The 16553-nt window shown below is 49.0% G+C and carries 15 protein-coding genes and 1 pseudogene; 3 read left to right on the top strand and 13 right to left on the bottom strand.

Annotated elements, in window-relative coordinates; translation table 11 throughout:
• Positions 1 to 197: 197 nt before the first annotated feature.
• The 8 genes and pseudogenes from CV945_RS11515 to CV945_RS11480 form a co-directional block, all read right to left on the bottom strand.
• Entirely contained in the window at positions 198 to 572 is a 375-nt protein-coding gene (locus tag CV945_RS11515; protein WP_100659808.1) for a hypothetical protein, read from the bottom strand.
• A gap of 307 nt (positions 573 to 879) precedes the next feature.
• A complete protein-coding gene (locus CV945_RS11510) occupies positions 880 to 1131 on the bottom strand; it encodes a hypothetical protein (protein ID WP_100659807.1) in 252 nt (83 codons plus the stop codon).
• Positions 1132 to 1190: 59 nt separating this feature from the next.
• Positions 1191 to 1490, bottom strand: coding sequence for a hypothetical protein (locus tag CV945_RS11505; RefSeq protein WP_100659806.1), 300 nt, complete (start codon positions 1488 to 1490; stop codon positions 1191 to 1193).
• Positions 1491 to 1504: 14 nt separating this feature from the next.
• A pseudogene (locus CV945_RS11500) lies at positions 1505 to 2013 on the bottom strand (JAB domain-containing protein).
• A gap of 178 nt (positions 2014 to 2191) precedes the next feature.
• Complete coding sequence (locus CV945_RS17540; RefSeq protein WP_232722113.1) at positions 2192 to 6067, bottom strand: hypothetical protein; 3876 nt, start codon at positions 6065 to 6067, stop codon at positions 2192 to 2194.
• 372 nt (positions 6068 to 6439) lie between these two features.
• Positions 6440 to 7219 (bottom strand): hypothetical protein, encoded by a 780-nt coding sequence (locus CV945_RS11490; RefSeq protein WP_100659805.1) that lies wholly within the window; start codon positions 7217 to 7219, stop codon positions 6440 to 6442.
• Between the two features lie 286 nt (positions 7220 to 7505).
• A complete protein-coding gene (locus CV945_RS11485) occupies positions 7506 to 8861 on the bottom strand; it encodes a C40 family peptidase (RefSeq protein WP_100659804.1) in 1356 nt (451 codons plus the stop codon).
• Between the two features lie 182 nt (positions 8862 to 9043).
• Positions 9044 to 9553, bottom strand: coding sequence for a hypothetical protein (locus tag CV945_RS11480; RefSeq protein WP_074043798.1), 510 nt, complete (start codon positions 9551 to 9553; stop codon positions 9044 to 9046).
• Positions 9554 to 9761: 208 nt separating this feature from the next.
• Here CV945_RS11480 and CV945_RS11475 point away from each other — a divergent pair, with 208 nt between their 5' ends.
• On the top strand, positions 9762 to 10172 hold the full coding sequence (locus CV945_RS11475; RefSeq protein ID WP_100659803.1) for a helix-turn-helix domain-containing protein: 411 nt from the start codon (positions 9762 to 9764) through the stop codon (positions 10170 to 10172).
• Between the two features lie 181 nt (positions 10173 to 10353).
• Here CV945_RS11475 and ssb read toward each other — a convergent pair whose 3' ends face one another.
• Positions 10354 to 10713, bottom strand: coding sequence for a single-stranded DNA-binding protein (ssb, locus tag CV945_RS11470; protein WP_171698135.1), 360 nt, complete (start codon positions 10711 to 10713; stop codon positions 10354 to 10356).
• A gap of 271 nt (positions 10714 to 10984) precedes the next feature.
• On the opposite strand from ssb, the gene CV945_RS11465 reads away from it, so the two are divergent.
• Positions 10985 to 11422 carry a YwpF-like family protein gene (locus tag CV945_RS11465; RefSeq protein WP_033013755.1) on the top strand — a complete coding sequence of 146 codons (438 nt, stop codon included), beginning with the start codon at positions 10985 to 10987 and terminating at the stop codon, positions 11420 to 11422.
• A 211-nt stretch (positions 11423 to 11633) separates the two neighbouring features.
• Here CV945_RS11465 and CV945_RS11460 read toward each other — a convergent pair whose 3' ends face one another.
• The 4 genes from CV945_RS11460 to CV945_RS11440 form a co-directional block, all read right to left on the bottom strand.
• A complete protein-coding gene (locus CV945_RS11460) occupies positions 11634 to 12296 on the bottom strand; it encodes a class D sortase (protein ID WP_100659802.1) in 663 nt (220 codons plus the stop codon).
• A 24-nt stretch (positions 12297 to 12320) separates the two neighbouring features.
• Positions 12321 to 13247 carry a processed acidic surface protein gene (locus tag CV945_RS11455; protein WP_232722112.1) on the bottom strand — a complete coding sequence of 309 codons (927 nt, stop codon included), beginning with the start codon at positions 13245 to 13247 and terminating at the stop codon, positions 12321 to 12323.
• A 172-nt stretch (positions 13248 to 13419) separates the two neighbouring features.
• Positions 13420 to 14796, bottom strand: coding sequence for an aspartate kinase (locus CV945_RS11450; RefSeq protein WP_100659800.1), 1377 nt, complete (start codon positions 14794 to 14796; stop codon positions 13420 to 13422).
• Between the two features lie 454 nt (positions 14797 to 15250).
• Positions 15251 to 15685, bottom strand: coding sequence for a DUF1284 domain-containing protein (locus CV945_RS11440; protein ID WP_050367876.1), 435 nt, complete (start codon positions 15683 to 15685; stop codon positions 15251 to 15253).
• Positions 15686 to 15903: 218 nt separating this feature from the next.
• Between CV945_RS11440 and CV945_RS11435 the strand changes: the two genes are divergently transcribed.
• A complete protein-coding gene (locus tag CV945_RS11435; protein WP_232722110.1) occupies positions 15904 to 16467 on the top strand; it encodes a hypothetical protein in 564 nt (187 codons plus the stop codon).
• Positions 16468 to 16553 lie beyond the last annotated feature (86 nt).

The raw sequence follows: 16553 nt of genomic DNA, 5'->3' as shown, positions 1-16553 counted from the left end.
TGCAAAATCCGAAATAATTCACAAAAATTTTGCACATTATTTCGGAATCCGTCTGAAATAATTTGAAAAAGGGGTTCCGAAATAATGTGCTAATTTACAGAAATGTCGTGAGTTATTCGTTATTTATCCATCCTAATAAAAAAACTCGGGTAGCATTCCTAAAATAGCTACCCTGCTTTTGTATTTGGGGATTACTATCAACTATGCAGTACCCCAATATCGAAATTCAAATGATAGTGTTCAATTCCTAAATCATTTAAATATCCAATCACATATTGCTTTAGACTTTCTGCTTCTCGATATAATTCCTCCACACTTACACAATGGGAAAGGACATCATTCATAATATAGAGATAGTAGTTTTTTTCGTCCTCTGTTATTTCATCATTACGGTCTATTTTAAATAGTAATTCCTCTACTGCATCCCGATCGATTTTGTCTTTTGGTATCACTACCTCACATCCATGGACAACTAAATGACTACTCTCATGCTCAAAAGCAGCAGGTGTATCGGGTGGAAATACCATTGTTATAGTCTCTCCTGGATAAAGTTTTTGGCTGATTTTCTTCATTTTATTTCAACTCCTTTAATCTTTTGCCTCTTACTTTATCAGAGAGGTTATAATATATCCAATCCCATTTCCGACGATTTTTAGCGATTTTAGGCTGTTTTAGGCGATTTTACGTAAACGGTTTTTCTAGTGGATTTCCAGCCCAAAAATTTTTCAGAGATTTTTTCCCCTGAAATATGAGCGCTTATTTATAGCAATTTTTGGGTGATTTTAAGTTAAATCTCATTTTTTCTTCGAATTTCTCCGTTTTTCTCGATTTTTACATATTTTTCTTTTTTCACTTAAGATACAAGGGAACCTGCCTCACTTACTCCCAGCTAGCTTTCTCTAAATAGCGAATGTAGTTTTGCAGTAAGTTGCGATCCCCACAGTCCGGAATTCGGCGCAAAGCAGCTTCGATATCCCTTTTGTTGATCTCAATCTCTTCCTCGACCACTTCCTCCAACAACATTTGAACAAGCTCATCTTCACTGAGCATTTCACCATAGCTATCTAATCCATAGCTGTATTCCCGGTAGTATGGTACGCCGTCAATGATAATGCGGTGATATTTTGCCATTTTCCCTTCCCCTTCCACTTGGTCTAGCCGTGATATTTTCGGACGAAAATCCACCAATCTCAGACATATAACTTGCAGGCGATTTGCTCGCCGTCCTTTATCCACACTTCGTACAGCATTTTCCTTGTCTCCTCATCGATAACCACTCCGGCAATCCACTCGTACCCTTCTTTGTCCACGTACATAAGCGCTTCCAAAAGCATCGGATTCGGTAGCTTCTCTAGGTGCGCTGCGGGAACAAGCAAATTGTCAATCTCGTCATGATAAAACTCATACGCCTCGTAGCTCACTTCGTCACGCGGCACTTCCATATGGAACTCGCTTTTCATCTTCTCAACGAACCAGTCAATATGCGGCATGTCCTCACCTCCTTTCAAATGTAGCCTTTTTCTTTTAGCGACACGAACCGTTCTTCGCAAACGATAAGATCGTCCAGCAATTCAATGCCAACGATTCTTCCTGCTTCCACTAGCCTTTTTGTCACTTCAATATCTTCCCTTGAAGGAGTCGGGTCAGACGATGGATGATTGTGAGCTACAATAATCGAAGCGGAGTTCGACAGAATCGCTGGCTTGAACACCTCCCTTGGATGCACGATGCTTGAGTTGAGACTGCCTACGTGGCAAATGTTAATGGCAGTCGGTTGATTTTTCGTGTCTAGGCAAACAACAACAAACAGCTCACGATCGGCTTCAATGAGGAATGGCTTTACAACTTGTATGCGTCCTCTGGTGATTTGATTTGTCGCTCTTTGTACAGCACGCTCGATTCACGAACGAGCTTTAGGCTGACAATGTTGACGCGTTTCGCTGGCTGCTTGGCAGACACCTCCCTTTCCAGCAACTCTAGCTCCTGGTGGTTGATTGTTTGATGCTTACTCATCCTTTTTCCTCCTAAACAAAAATAGCCCCTATTCTCGGAAAGGAGAATAAAGGCTTTAGCCATGGATTCAAAAATATAATATATCCTTGAAATTTCATTCAACACGGATTTGAACACAATAAAAGACAGAGAGTCAAACTATGACTCTCTGTCTCGGAAGTGACAGGCACCGCACTCATTAATAGCGTACAGTTGGAGCAGCAGCACCATCAGCTTTAGCATCAACTAGAGTAATTGTAGAACTTGTTACGCTTGATGCATCATCATCAAAACGTACATCGTTAGCTTTAATTGCATTTAATAAGTTTTTAGCTGTTTCATTAACATCTTGACCGATTACAAATTGTGTACCTGCACCTGGTTTGCTAGTTGCTGTATAAGTAATACCATTAACAGTAATTTGCTCACCTTCAACTAGCTGACGAAGAAGAGTGAATTTGTATTGACCTTTAGTAGCTGTCACTGCATCTACTCCACCTGCTAATTGAAGAGATGCAGTAGAGATAGATTTACCAGTTACATTCGTCCAATTTGAATCAGCATCAACGAAAGAAACCTTAGTAAAGTCTTTGCCATCTACTTGACCTAATGCTTTAATAGCAGCATCAATTTTATCAGCAGCGTTAGCATCAATTTTATCAGCAGCGTTATTAGCCGCATCAGTATTAGCCAGTTTAACTGTTACTACTTTATTAGCGTAAGTTACACTTAAGTTGTCAGAATTGTTTTGTTCAAATTTAAATGTTACATCTGCAAATTGAGATGGTTTGCCTTCTTTAGCAACTCTTAATTCAGCATCTTTTCCGTCTACTGTTACTTGAGCAACAGCGTCACTTCCTGTAACTGCAGCTAAGTTAGATTGTACAGTATAAAGCTTACTTACTGGAGCTTTTAAAAGATTTGTGAAATTGATTGCCGCAATTTTAGTTCCATCAGTGAAAGTTAAAGCATCTGCTGCAATTGTAATATCAGTCGGTAATGAATTAGGAGTGTCAAGTTTAAATACTAAAGTATTAGTGTTGCCAACTGGAGCAACTAAATCAGCATCATTTACACCGAAATTGAAATCTGTATCCGCTACTGATGAAACATCTAATGTTTTATTGAACGTAATTGTTAGTGTATCAATATAATTGTTTACGTCTGCTGTTTCATCAGAAAGAACGGCTGAAACAATCCGACCTGCAACTGGCGCAATATTACCAGAAATTTGACCAGATTTTGAACTGCTATCAGCATTGTGTAAACGGTAAGTATCACCATCTACTTTAATACGGTCGTTTACACTGATAGCTTTTTCAAAACCATCAGTATTTGTTTCTGTTAAGTTGTTGAATGACGCATCATTTCCAACATAGTAAGTTTTAACTGCATTCTTGTCGCTAGCGTATTCAACATAGTGGAATTTACCATTGTCATCCTTAATTACTACATAACCATACTTGCCATTATTATCAGTTGTATTGTAACCAACCACAGTACCAACTACTGTTGAAGGAGCTGCAGATGCTTCAACGAATTCTACCTCTTTAGCTGCACCTGTTAAGTATAGGTTTTCGTTCGTTACAGCAGAGATACCAACACTTACTTTACCTGCTCCACGAGATGATACAAATAATGTTGCAGACTTGCTTCCAGGTGTACCTTTTACTGTTACACTGTTACCAGCTGCAATTGTTACAGGTTGTGGAGAAACAGCACCAGATAAATCTAATGTTACTTCCTTATTACCTGTGTTTGTAATAGTATAAGTTACTTGTTGCAATGTACCGTAATTTACAGGTTTGCCACTTTGATCTAGTAATTCAGCAACAAACTTAGGTTTGTCAGTAGCATGACCTGCTACATAAACACCTGCACGATAAGTATCATCCACATAGTAATCTAAAGATTTTACAACTTCATCACGGAATGTTACAGAACCTGCAAGTTGTTGTGGCTCACCAGATTCTTTCACATATTGTTTAGCATCAGGTGTATTTTGGTCAATCCATACAACCGGAGTTGCTGTAACATTTACTTTTGTTCCTGATACGATGAATTTAGCTTTTCCGTCTTTATCAAGTTTTAAAGTTTTAACTTCACCATTTACCGCATCGAATGGGAAGTCTTTGTGTGCTTTGATTGTTACACCTGGTGCATCTGTTGAAAGCGAATCATCGATGTTCTCATTTAAGGCAACGTTGATTGTTCCACCAGCCCAAGGTTTTCCTTCTTTATCTTTAACTGTTACTTCGTAAGTGTAATCTTTACCAACTACACCTTCAAAAGAAGTTGATTTGTCAAACGTGATAGAGTAACCAGTTTGAGCACCAACGAACTCTACTGAAGGAGCAGCTACTCGTAATTCACGAGCATCTAAACGATCGTTTTTGTTGCCAGCTAATGCAACATCTTTAAGGGCTGCTTCATCACTGTCAATGAACACGATTGGAGTTACTTTTGTATTTGCTCCAGTTACAGTGAATCCAGCTTTACCTTCGTTATCAGTTGTAATAGTTAAGTATTTTTGACCAGTAGCTGATTGGTAAGGTGTTGCTGTATTTTCAGTAGTAGGGTCCGTTACAACTGCTTTAGAGTCGTTAGCTGTTGTATCATCAATATTTTCAGCAAATGTTACGTTTAACTTAACACCTTTAATACCTTTACCTGTTTTAGGGTCTTTAAGCTCAACTGTGTAATATTTTGCAGTACCGTTGTTTAGAACGTTAGAATCTGTTGTGCTCTTAACAGTAAGGATGTTGTCTACACCCCAGTATACGTTCGCGATATCACGAGTTGCAGGAGCACCTGTTGGATATACAGAAACTGTGTCTACACCAGCTGCGTATTGAGTATAAGTATACTCTGCGATACCGTCTGCGTTTGTATAAACTTCTACGACTTTATCTTCGTTCAAGCTTCCAGTTGGAGCATCAATGTTGAATGTTACAGGTACACCAGCTTCTTTTTTGCCAATGTTAGCTTTTAATGTTACTTCTTTACCAACTTTGGATTGAACAGAAGCTGATTCAAGTGTAATTGTTGTTGGAACGTACGCAGAGATACCTTTAAATTTACCTAATTCTTCGCCATTAAGTTTAACAACGTATTCTTTACCGCCTTCTTGTTGAGAAGTTGTCAATACGACAACGTTGTTAGTTTTTTGTTTTAATACAGCGTTTTTCACTTCAAGACCATCGATAGAGAAGTGAAGTGCTTTTACGTCATCGATTGCTTCTTTGAATGTTACTTCAACAGTTGTATTGTTAATCGCTTTTACACTTTCAACCTTCAATGCCGCTTCATACGCCTTATTGGCGTCTTGTGCTGCTTTTTGCAGTTCAGCTTTGAACGCATCGGTTACTTTCGATACGTATTGGTTGACTTGGTCAAGCGCGGCTTTCGCTTTGTCCAAGTTGCCGGCTTTGACAGCGTCTTGCGCTTCACGCGCTTTCATGGCAACGGTGATGTCGTAGATCAAGCTGTCGCGCAGTTTTTGCGCTTCGGCTTTGAATTGCGAGCGAAGCAGTTCGCGCGTCGATTGGCCGTAGACGCGGTCGAGAATGACCGTGCGCGTTTTGAGCTCGTACGAAATTTTGTGGTAGAGCTCTTCTGCTTTTTTCAGATCTTTCGCATCGACGGCTGCTTTGAGTTCTTGGCGCATTTTGTCTAATTTTGTCGCATAGTTGTAAGCGTCGATGTACGTAGCCACGCGCGCTTCGCCCGATTTCGGGTTGGCTTTGAATACATACGTTTCGTATGTAGCTTGCAAGTCAGCCAAATACGCGTCTTTTTTCGCGCCGCCGGCTTTGTTCACGACAGCAACCGCGTTTTCATACGCTTTTTTCGCTTTGTTGTAGGCGGCGTATACGTCGCTGATGTTCGGGAGTTTGCCCGTTTCCGTTACCGTGTGGCTGTACGCATAATACGCTGCTTTAAATTGCGCTTTCGCTTGGCTCACGACCGTCGCCACGTCCGTTGCTGCTTGGGAAGCGTGCGGGTTGGCGGCGACGAAAGCGCTCGCTGCTACAGCGCTGGCTGTGGCGAGTTTGACTGCTTTCTTTTTGTCCATAAAGCCTAAAATCCCCCTTCGTTTTTATGAAACTTTAAGACAATGATCCTAAACGGCTACCGTTTAGTAGATTCATTGCCTAAAAGGTGCTAACATGAACCAGGATCATCCTGTGTGTCCAGATGATAGACTTATTAGCAAGGCTATCATCCAGTGCTAGCACTTTCACATCATTCCTTAATGTTCTACGTCTCCTATAATAACACATTTTTCTTCTAAATTCTAGTCCTAAATACAAATTTTTTAGAGAATATGCCTTTGAAATTATTGCCATCGATGGCGACATTGATATGAATATGCCTGTAACAGAAATTTAGAACAATATTTTGGCAGTTTGATGGTTTTGGTTGGCAAACATTTTGCGCAAAAACATCAATCGTTTTTCTTCACCGTGACGTCCATCGGTTGGCCAAGCGTCATTTTGACGACGTCATAGCGGTCATTCAAGTACAAATCGAGAAAGCGGAACTGTCCTGCGAATTGTTCCGGGCTGTTCGTGATGGAAAATTGCAGCTGCATGGCGTAATCGCCGCTGTTGGCGAGCTGTTCGGCGATTTTTTCGATCTCTTCCTTCGGCACGTTGTACGCTTTTAAGTAAGAGATCGAGTCGGCGATCGCTTCGGCATTGTCGTTGAAATAAATGGAGAGTGTCACCGCGGCGCCGTCGATGCGGCCTTCAAGCGGCAATGACATATTTTGGCCGTATAAATACCAGCCGAACAGACGATTTCCTTTTTGCCGCTCAATGACGAACGGGACGGATTCATTTCCTGCCTGAAGAATGTATTGCCCTTTCAATGAGCGGGCGACAAGGGCGAGAAGTTCGTCTTTTGTGAACGGCACGTATTGGATGGCATCCCCTTGTTTGGCATACAGTCCGCCGCCGAGGCTGTAATAGACGGCGCCGCCTGCCCGTTTTTGGCTGTAGACGCGATACTCGCGCCCTTGTTTCACCGTCATGGCGGTCTGCCATGCCGCTCCGTTCAGGCGGTATAGAGGCGTGTCGCGCAAAATGACGACTTTGCCGATCATGCCTTGTTTCCATTGGACTTGCCCCCATTGGACGGCGGCGTCAACTGTTTGTCCATTTCCTCCGAGGGCGATGGCGGCGGCGAGGCAGATGGCGGCTGCCATTTGGGATGCATGTTTCATCTTCGTTTTCCTCCTCATTTTGGTCATCGTTGTCGTTCTATATAGATGCAATTTGAAGCTTTACCATTTGCAGCTTTTAGCGGGCGTTTGATCGACTGTCGGGCGACCGAACAACGCCGCTTCACAGACACATATATGAGTCTGTGAAGCAGGCGGTTGTTCGGTCCTCCGTCACGCCAAGGCGTGACGGAGGCAAGCCACAGGCTTGCCTGCGACAGTCGAAAAGGGATAAACCGCTTTTCCGTCAAGGATATGGTAAACTTCTTCGTTGCATCTATATAGCATGCTAAAAGAACCGCTTCGCCCCCAAGTACCGCTGTTTCCAATACGGTTGGTCGAGGCGGCTGATCGTCACGCTGGTCGAAGCGCCGCTATGGATGAACTGGCCGTTGCCGATATAGATGCCGGCATGCGATGGGCCGTTGGTGGTCGTGGCGAAAAAGACGATGTCGCCGACTTCCGGGGCGGAAACCGATGCGCCTGCATTCCACATCAAGGCGACGGTGCGCGGGATGGGGACGCCTTGTTGCTGGAACAGGTAGAAAATGAAGCCGCTGCAGTCAAATCCCTCTTCCGGCGCATCGCCGCCCCAAACGTATGGGGTTCCGAGCAGCTCAGCCGCATCGGCGACGAGTTCGATGACATCCACCTTCGTCGGGGGAGCTTGTCCAAGCAGACGCTCGTATGTTTCGCTGTCAACAACGCCGGTCATCGGGAGCTTGGCGTCTTGTTGGAAGCGGCGAACGGCGTCGGCGGTGGCAGTGCCGTAGTAGCCGGTGATGGCCGTGTAGAAGTAGCCGAGCTCTTTCAGCTTTGTCTGAATGCGCTTGACGTCTTCGCCGAGCGCGCCGATTGAGAGGCGAACCGCCAGGCGCTCGCGCTCGATCGGTGCAGGCGGGTTTGTTTTCGCTTTTACTGCGCTCGCAAGGAGGGCAGCGGTTTGGTTGTCGACCGCGCCGGTCACTGGCAGGCCGTTGTCGCGTTGAAAGCGGCGGATGGCGTCGGCGGTCAGCACCCCATAGTAGCCGGTGATGTCCGAATACGTAAAGTAGCCGAGTTGTTTGAGCTGTTGCTGCAGCTCGCGGACGTCGTCGCCGCGCGCCCCAACGGTCAGCGCCGCAGACGGTGAGGGCGAGGAACCTTCTTCTTTTTGCTTCAGCCGCTCAAGCGTCGCCCGGTCCGCCCGGCCGGTGGCGGGAAGCCCGTTCGCCCGTTGAAACTGCTTCACGGCATCGGCCGTCACCGCGCCGTAGTAGCCGGTGATTTGCGGATAGCGAAAATAGCCGAGCTGTTTCAGCCGGCGTTGCAAATCACTGACGGCCGCGCCGCGGGAACCGATGGCGAGCGTGTCGTTTGACGCAGGCGCGCTTTTGAGCTTCGCGTAGGTGGCGTCATCGACGATGCCGGTGGCTGGCAAGTTCATCGCCCGTTGGAACGCTTTGACCGCTTCTTCGGTAATGGCGCCAAAGTAGCCGGTCGCTTGCGGATACGTGAAAAAGCCTTTTTCTTTCAAGCGCTGCTGGAGCTGTTTGATTTCAGGAGAACTCATGCCTTTCTTCCATTCCGCCGCTTGGCTCTCGTCCGGCGCGAGAAAAAAGGCAGAAGCCATGGCAGCGGCGAAAACAACGTGATTCGGTTTCACGGATGCGCCCTCTCCCTTCGCCGTCTGTTTCGTTTTTCATCTTTCATTGAGGCCTCATGCGGGATAGTTCCTCAGGCCGGCTTGACGTCCCGCAGCCAAAAATAGTAATGTTCTATATTTTCAGTATAACGGACGAAAGCCATGAAAGGAAACGATTTTTTTTATTGGAAGAAGGAAGAAGTTTATGCGCCAGAACGGGGCGTGCTTCGCTTCGGAGGCGACGGATACGTGAACAAATACGACACGCGTCGATCATCGACAAGGTAAATCGACTGCAGCACTTCATAAATGAGCTGTTTTTCCATCGCCAGCCATTCGTCAGCGCGGATCGGGATGTATTTTTGCCTCGGTTCGTTCCACTCGTAGAGGGCGACGGTAAACTTTTTTTGGCGAAGGTCGAGCTTGACGATAAACATGTACAACTGGCTCGTGCATTTAAACACAAAATAGAGCTGAGCTTCGGACGAGCACGTGATCGTGCGAAACAGCGCCTCGCCTTCAGACGAAAATCGCATCCGTCCACCTTCGTTTTTCAGCGAGCGCAGCGAATCAGTGAAACTGGCCGGGGCGATCGTTTTCAGCCGCACGGAAAACGGATTTTTCATTTCCTTAATATAGATGTGGTACATTTTTTGGGCGTGTTTCTCCCCGTTTCGTTCACAAATGACAAAATCGGCAAGATAGATGTTCACCTTGACCCCCTCTTTTTAGTTCGTAATTTCCTATTTTTAACTAATTGTACTATGTCCTTCCTGGACAAAAAAGATGCCGAACGACGAAATCACGGACAAATCTGTTCTGATTTAGAAACAAAGATAGAAATGAGCGAAAAAGGAACAACCATTGACTCCATGCTTTTCTATCTTTAAAGAGTAATGATGAAAAGCGTGGTGACGAACGATGACAAACTTGGGGGAGATGCTCAAACAACTGCGAAAACAACGGCGCTGGACACAGGAAGAGCTGGCCGAGCAGCTGAACGTGTCGCGTTCGCAAATCAGCAAATGGGAAAACGGCAGCCTGCTTCCTGACATTCAATCGCTCGAAAAGCTATGCCATTTGTTTAACGTCAGCGCTGATTTTTTACTCGGCAGCGAACTCGGACAGCGGGAAGTGCTGCGGGAAGTGAAGCGGCTGTATGGGGAAACGGAAATGGGTGAAAAGACGCTCGCTGTCGTCGATTATGTGCTGCGAAACCGCGAGATCAGCGACGCGGTGTACACGTTGGCGAAATTGCCGGAGAAAAAACGAAAACATGTCGAAACGATGCTGATCACGATCATTAAAGAGTGCGCCGAAGCCCTCGGCTGACTCCCGCCCTTCGACAAAAAAAGCGCTAACATCGGCTGCTAGCGCCATCGTTGGGGAGTCTTGCGAGGACACGTTCTTTCTCTTGGGGATTCGTTAAGAAAGGAATGAATGGGGAAACAAATCATCAAAACGGGAGAAAGGGAACGGATTCAGTGGCCCTTTACGGAAGTTGCGAATCCGTTTAGACGTGCTCCGGCCATTCCCGTGTTTTGCCGGAGTGGAGAAATTTTACCGAATCCGCGACGACCTCGGTCACATAGACGCGTTGGCCGTCCTTATTATCGTAGCGGCGCGTCTGAATTCTTCCCGTCACCGCCACCATCGATCCTTTCCGGCAGTAATTGGCGGTATGTTCCGCTGTTTTCCGCCATAAGACGCATGGAACGAAATCGGCATCAATCCCTCCTTCCGCGTTGCGGAAATTTCTCGCCACCGCCAAGGTGACGGTCGTCACGGCTGCTCCTTCGGCTGTGTAACGGAGCTCCGGGTCTTTCGTCAACCGCCCGACAAGCACCACTTGATTGACCATACGCCGGCGCATCCCTCCTTTCCATCCACCGCATCCTTATGATAAACGATCGCGTTTTTTGCCGTAAAACTGCGATTTTTGCATTTTTCTGCGCAATCTATAAGTACAATCCCCGGCAAATGCGGACAATGCGCCAGCAATAGCGCAGCAAAATGGCGTTTTTGTCATTTCGCAGCAAAATATGTGGATGGCTTTGGCGGAGACAGGCGCATCATCCTGTTTTTCTTCCCTTCGTTGGCTATGGTATAATCATGAATAGACAATCGTGATGAGGTGGGCGACCATGAAAACGTTCAAGCTTGTCGGGCTCTCGGTGATTGACGAGGGGATGCACCGCCGGGACATTCCGTTTATTGACGGCCTGATCATCAATAAGGAAGACGGGCAAAACCGCTGGCTCGTCGAGGCGTATTTGGATGATGAATACGAACCGGTATTTGCCGGATTGAAGGAGCGGACTGAGTTTCAGCTGCAAGTGACGATCACCAACCCGGGCAACGATCCGGCGAACATGCTTGTTGCCGTCCGTTCCATCACGAAAATGAACGGCCATATTAGCGTGCTAATGGAAGGGTTGATGATCCCGCGGCGGACTCATTTGGCTGAAATGGTATTGGCCGGCCTTGTTGAGAAAGGGTTGCAAGGCGAGGCGCTGCTCAAAGAATTCCGCCAGCAAATGGATGAGCGGCAAGGCGTGAGAGCGAGGGACGGACGGACATAATAAAAGGCTAGAGAGCGCGACTCTCTAGCCTTTTTGTATATCCATCGAGATCGGACGGCCATCAAACGTGGGCAGCGAAATCGACATGCACGAACGAAACCGGACAGTGTGGGCAGGTCGCCGATACGCGCCATTGACGCGCGACAGCTTTCATTCACTGACGCATCCCTCGCCAAAGCGAATGCTGTCCATGTCCATTGGCATGGACAGCTTACCATTCATTGTGAACGCGTTCCAGCGAAACGGTCTGAACCGGGCGGGCGGTGACGATGTAGCGCTTCGGGGCGCGGCCGATGAGACGGAACGGATAGCACGTCGTCACCGTCAACGTCGGACGTGCCTTGTTGACGAGAACGGTCCGATCATCGTCATCGACGATGCGGATGCGGACGATGCGATAATGAACAGCTGTGTCCGCCGCCCGGATGACGAGAGCATCACCGATCCCCAGTTCCCCAAGGCGGCGAAACACCGTGTCGCGATGCCCTGACAGCACGACATGCCCCTTTCCCCCCGGCCAAGCGCTGGCCGGGTAATGGCCGGCGCCGCGGCGCAGCTCTTGCTCGCGGACGCCTTCGTATACCGGGATCGCCACCCCGAGCTTCGGAATGACCAGCTCGCCAAGATGCGCCCCCAGCGGAGCAGCGGCTTGTTCAACCGGACGGCGGGACGCGTGGGCCGCTTCGGCTCCCGATGATGGAGACGAGTCCAAGGCAGGCAAGCGGACCGCCTCTTGATTCGCTGCTTTCCAGCCAACGATGTACCAATAGCCGTTCCAACCTGCTGTTGCCGCTCCGATGGCGACAGCGGCCGCGGCCGCCCAGCGGGCAGCTTTGCGTTTCCATCGATGCCGAGGCGCATCTTTTTTCCACACTGTCTGCTCCCTCTTCACAGCCGCTCACCCTTTAAGGCGCCCCGCCCGCCGGTAAAGGAGAGCTCCTGCGACAGCCAGCAGCAACCCGGCCGCCGCCTGCGGCAAATACGGCGACGCCGTATCCGGCAATTTTTCTCCTTGCATCATCCCCTTCATCTCAAGCGCCAGCAGCCCGGCTTCAATCCCTTTCTCCCCGGCGCGGACGATGTAGCCGGACGTCAACATGTCCCTTGTCATCGCGATATCGGCCATTTCTTCACCTTGGCGGTTATACAATTTCACGATCGTCTTCGTATCGGCTGCAGCGGCCGCTGACGGCGTTATCTCCCGCCCGTTGACATAGTACTTGGCCTCAAGCTGCAGCAAACGAAGCGCTTTTTCCCAAAGGGCTCGCAGTTCGCGACGTTGCTCATCCGTCCACGGCCCCTCGGTCTGTTCAAACGGGCGCAGCTGCGCACGAAGCGCCGCCAGCTGCCCAGCCAATTGCGGGTCGTCAATCGAGGCGATATGGCGGGTGAAGGCGCGCACTTCCTGCTCCGTCATACCAAGCACCCCAAGCAAATCGTTCATTTGCTGCATGGCGGCGTTATGCTGTGAGTAAAAGCGGACGGCCCGGTCTAAGTCTTCAACAAATGTGTAGTCTTGCACCGTTTCGCCAAACTGGCCGAGCAGCGCCTCGAGCTCCTCGACCGTCAGCCCGTGCCGACGCAAAACGGCGTGAAACCGTTCGTCCGTCAGCGGTGTGCCAAGCCATTGCCTAAGTTCGTCCATCGTGCGGAAATCAGCGACCGTGAGCCCGTACCGGTCAAGATAGGCTAACAAATCGCCCATCGTCCAGCCGACGCTTTCGATATACTCCTCCAGTTCCGCGCGGTTGACCTCGGCCGAGGCGCCGCCCGGAAACAAGGCGATCACCGTCGCAAGAAACGCTGTCACTAGCCATGTTCTCATCGTCATGTTCTCCCTTCCGTTGCCGTTTTTGTACATTGGTAGTATTTTCCGAACTTCTTTTTCTTATGTATACAAAACGGCCATCGCCGGGAGAAATGAACCGGCCTTAAACGCGCGCCTTCTCCATAAAAAAGATGCCCAGGCATGAAAAGCACCTGGGCATCGCGCAGCTTTAGGAAGGCCGGCTGAGTGTCAGTTCTTGAAAGTAGGCGTTGTACAATGCGCGCACCGCCTCGTTGACGACGTCTTCTTTGACGCCGAACATCATGCTCACTTCGGACGATCCTTGGTTGATCATCTCTAAGTTGATGTTGGCATTGGCAAGCGCCGTCACCGCTTTGGCCGCCATCCCGACCGTTTTTTCCATCCCTTCGCCGACCACCATGATGAGCGCCAGTCCGTATTCCACATTGACTTCGTCGACCGCCAGCTCCTCGCGAATGCGGGCTAAAATGCGCTCTTCTTTTCCGTCAGCGAGCTGGCTCGCCCGCAAAATGATCGACATGTTGTCGATGCCGGATGGCGTATGTTCATATGAAATGCCTTCGTCTTCTAAAATTTGCAGCACGCGGCGGCCGAATCCGATTTCGCGGTTCATTAAATATTTGCTGATGTTGATGCTGCAAAAGCCAGTGTCGCTCGCAATGCCGGCGACCGGTTCCTCGATATGGTTGCGCTTGGCGACGATCCACGTGCCTGGAGCCGCCGGGTTGTTGGTGTTTTTGACGCAAACGGGAATGCCGGCGCGGTAGACGGGCTCCAGCGCCTCGTCATGGAAGACGGAAAAGCCGGAATACGACAGCTCGCGCATTTCCCGATACGTAATTTCCTTCAACTTGCGCGCATCAGCGACGATCGATGGGTTAACGCAATAAATCGAGTCGACATCGGTAAAGTTTTCATACACGTCGGCTTTCACGCCGGCGGCAACGATCGAGCCCGTAATATCCGACCCGCCGCGCGGGAACGTGACGATATGGCCCGATCGGGAATAGCCGAAAAATCCCGGGATTACGAGCACACCGCGGCGTTCACGAAGCTGCCGCAGCTTTTCATACGATTCCGGGAGCACTTGGGCGTTGCCTGGCTCATCAGTGACGATGATGCCGGCTTCCAGCGGGCTGACGTAGCTGGCCTCAAGCCCAAAATCTTGCAAATAAATCGCCATCAGCCTTGCGTTATGGTCCTCGCCGCTCGCTTTCATGGCGTCAAACAGGCGGGGCGGATCGTTCCGATAGGCGCTGATTTTGGATTGTAAGTCATCCACAAGTTCAGCTAAAAATCCATCTGCTTCCAACTCAAGTTCATCTACAATGTCGGCGTATCGTTTTGTGATTTCTTGCATCGTTTGTTCATACGGCTCATCCGCTGCCACCTGTTCGGCGAGGCGAATGAGCATATCCGTCACTTTCACATCATCTTTATACCGCTTTCCAGGAGCTGATACAACGACGATGCGGCGCTCAATATCCGAACTGACAATGTCGGCCACTTTGCGGAACTGTGCGGCGCTTGCCACCGAACTTCCACCAAATTTGGCTACTTTCATCTCCATGACCCTTTCTGTCGAAAGTCTCTATAATTGTTTATCATATCACATTTTTCCGCCCATGGAACTATTCATTTTTTAGAAATTTCCGCCAACGTCCCAAAACGCCGCCATCGCCGGCCATGACTCTTTTCAAAACATATAGATGCCATTTGAAGCTTTACCATTTGCCGCTTTTACCGAGCATTGGATCGACTGTCGAGCGACCGAACAACACCGCTTTCAGCCCCAGTATGGGTCTGTGAAGCGGATGGTTGTTCGGTCTTCCAAGCTACAGGCTTGCCCTCGACAGTCGAAAATGGACAAACCGCTTTTCCGTCAAGGATATGTTAAACTTCTTCGTTGCATCTATCAGATGCCGCTGCAACAGGCCCCCCGCCTTGACAAACGAATGACGGCTCAGCGCAGCGCCGTGTTCCCATCGTCCTTCGATTCTTTTTCCGCAAATCACTTCTCACGTTTGCGCCACATTGCCGCGGCGGACGTTCGCAATGCCTTCTTTGCAGACGCCATACGGCAGCCACGAGCAATGGCGGCAGAGGTGGTCCAAATCGTCCGGTTTTACGTTTTCCGCCGTCCGCCGGATCAATTCCGACTTCCAATACACCTTGCCCGCCTCAAGCCCTAAATGGCGGATCACGTTTCCGTCGAGCGAGCGGACATGAGCGTCGGAATTCGGCCCCGCCTCGCACGTCGTCTCTCCATGATGCGGACAGGCGAGGCACGCCTCATCAAGCGCCGCTACCACTTCAATCGGAAAATCATCCTTTTCATCACGGATGCGCTCGACGATCGCCCACATCTTCTCGACGAACGACGGACTGTAGCCCATGCCCCGAAACCCATGCACACAAAGCAAATGGTGGCCGCGCAGACGCAACGGCTTCATGCTCCTCTCTCCTTTCCTTCGTCTCGTTCGAGCATATGACAGGCGCGTGAAAATATGCCTGTCGCGCCGTTCTTTCATCTCTAAAATCATCATACGCCAACTGGTCCCTAGCAGCAATCATGAATTTGACCGGCGCCTTTCCAACTTCTTTTTCATTCAAGGATGGGGAGCAACATGGTACAATGAAAGCGGCAACTTCGCAACGAAAGGAATGGCGAATGATGACGAAAGACGAAGCGGCACGTTGGCTTTCCGTTTTGCTTCACGAACTGACCAAACCATGGCGAAAAGAAAAAATCCATTCCGATGTGCTCGAAATCATTATGAAACTGCGCATCCAGGCAGCGGATGACGAACGCTATATGAATAATTTGCTCAGCAACATCGCCTTCGCCGGCGAATCGGCGCATGCGTTAAAGCAAATTTGGAGCTACATGCTGCGTGAGCAAACGTTTCTATCGCCACAGACGATCGAGGCGATGCTAACGGACGCCCAGCAAGCGATCCGGCGCCGGCTGCCGGAGCTGACCGCCCGCTACGGCCGGCCATTTGAGCAAATCGACAACTTGATAGAGCGGAAACATCAGCTCGAGCGCTCCTATAGCGCGCTCCTTCTCTTTAACCGGATCGCTACCGATTTTTTGCTTGAGTTTGTCCGTGAAGAAAATGAATCAGCCGCCCGCGCATTTTTCGCCGCCGATCCAAACGAACTGCTCGAAGTGTTCCATCATCTTTGCAGCGTCTATGCGAGCCGCTGGATTGAGGGGCTGGAAGTCGACTGATGCCCCTCCCTGCTCCGGCGGCAGGGCGGCTCGTTTTCAGGTGAAGGTCGTTGAGGCTTTTCCATTTGACAATATTGTCCAGCCAT

The sequence above is a fragment of the Geobacillus sp. Manikaran-105 genome (assembly GCF_002809955.1).
GTDB lineage: Bacteria > Bacillota > Bacilli > Bacillales > Anoxybacillaceae > Geobacillus > Geobacillus thermophilus.
The sequence above is the reverse complement of the archived record's forward strand: the minus strand, read 5'-3'. Positions and strand labels throughout refer to the sequence as shown.

Excerpts from the sequence above, each read along its gene's own strand:
- CV945_RS11440 (WP_050367876.1), bottom strand. The coding sequence starts at position 15,685 with ATGAAGCCGTTGCGTCTGCGCGGCCACCATTTGCTTTGTGTGCATGGG.
- CV945_RS11515 (WP_100659808.1), bottom strand. The coding sequence starts at position 572 with ATGAAGAAAATCAGCCAAAAACTTTATCCAGGAGAGACTATAACAATG.
- CV945_RS11490 (WP_100659805.1), bottom strand. The coding sequence starts at position 7,219 with ATGAAACATGCATCCCAAATGGCAGCCGCCATCTGCCTCGCCGCCGCC.
- CV945_RS11465 (WP_033013755.1), top strand. The coding sequence starts at position 10,985 with ATGAAAACGTTCAAGCTTGTCGGGCTCTCGGTGATTGACGAGGGGATG.
- CV945_RS11505 (WP_100659806.1), bottom strand. The coding sequence starts at position 1,490 with ATGCCGCATATTGACTGGTTCGTTGAGAAGATGAAAAGCGAGTTCCAT.
- CV945_RS11455 (WP_232722112.1), bottom strand. The coding sequence starts at position 13,247 with ATGAGAACATGGCTAGTGACAGCGTTTCTTGCGACGGTGATCGCCTTG.
- CV945_RS11450 (WP_100659800.1), bottom strand. The coding sequence starts at position 14,796 with ATGAAAGTAGCCAAATTTGGTGGAAGTTCGGTGGCAAGCGCCGCACAG.
- CV945_RS11510 (WP_100659807.1), bottom strand. The coding sequence starts at position 1,131 with ATGGCAAAATATCACCGCATTATCATTGACGGCGTACCATACTACCGG.
- CV945_RS17540 (WP_232722113.1), bottom strand. The coding sequence starts at position 6,067 with ATGGACAAAAAGAAAGCAGTCAAACTCGCCACAGCCAGCGCTGTAGCA.
- ssb (WP_171698135.1), bottom strand. The coding sequence starts at position 10,713 with ATGCGCCGGCGTATGGTCAATCAAGTGGTGCTTGTCGGGCGGTTGACG.
- CV945_RS11435 (WP_232722110.1), top strand. The coding sequence starts at position 15,904 with ATGATGACGAAAGACGAAGCGGCACGTTGGCTTTCCGTTTTGCTTCAC.
- CV945_RS11475 (WP_100659803.1), top strand. The coding sequence starts at position 9,762 with ATGACAAACTTGGGGGAGATGCTCAAACAACTGCGAAAACAACGGCGC.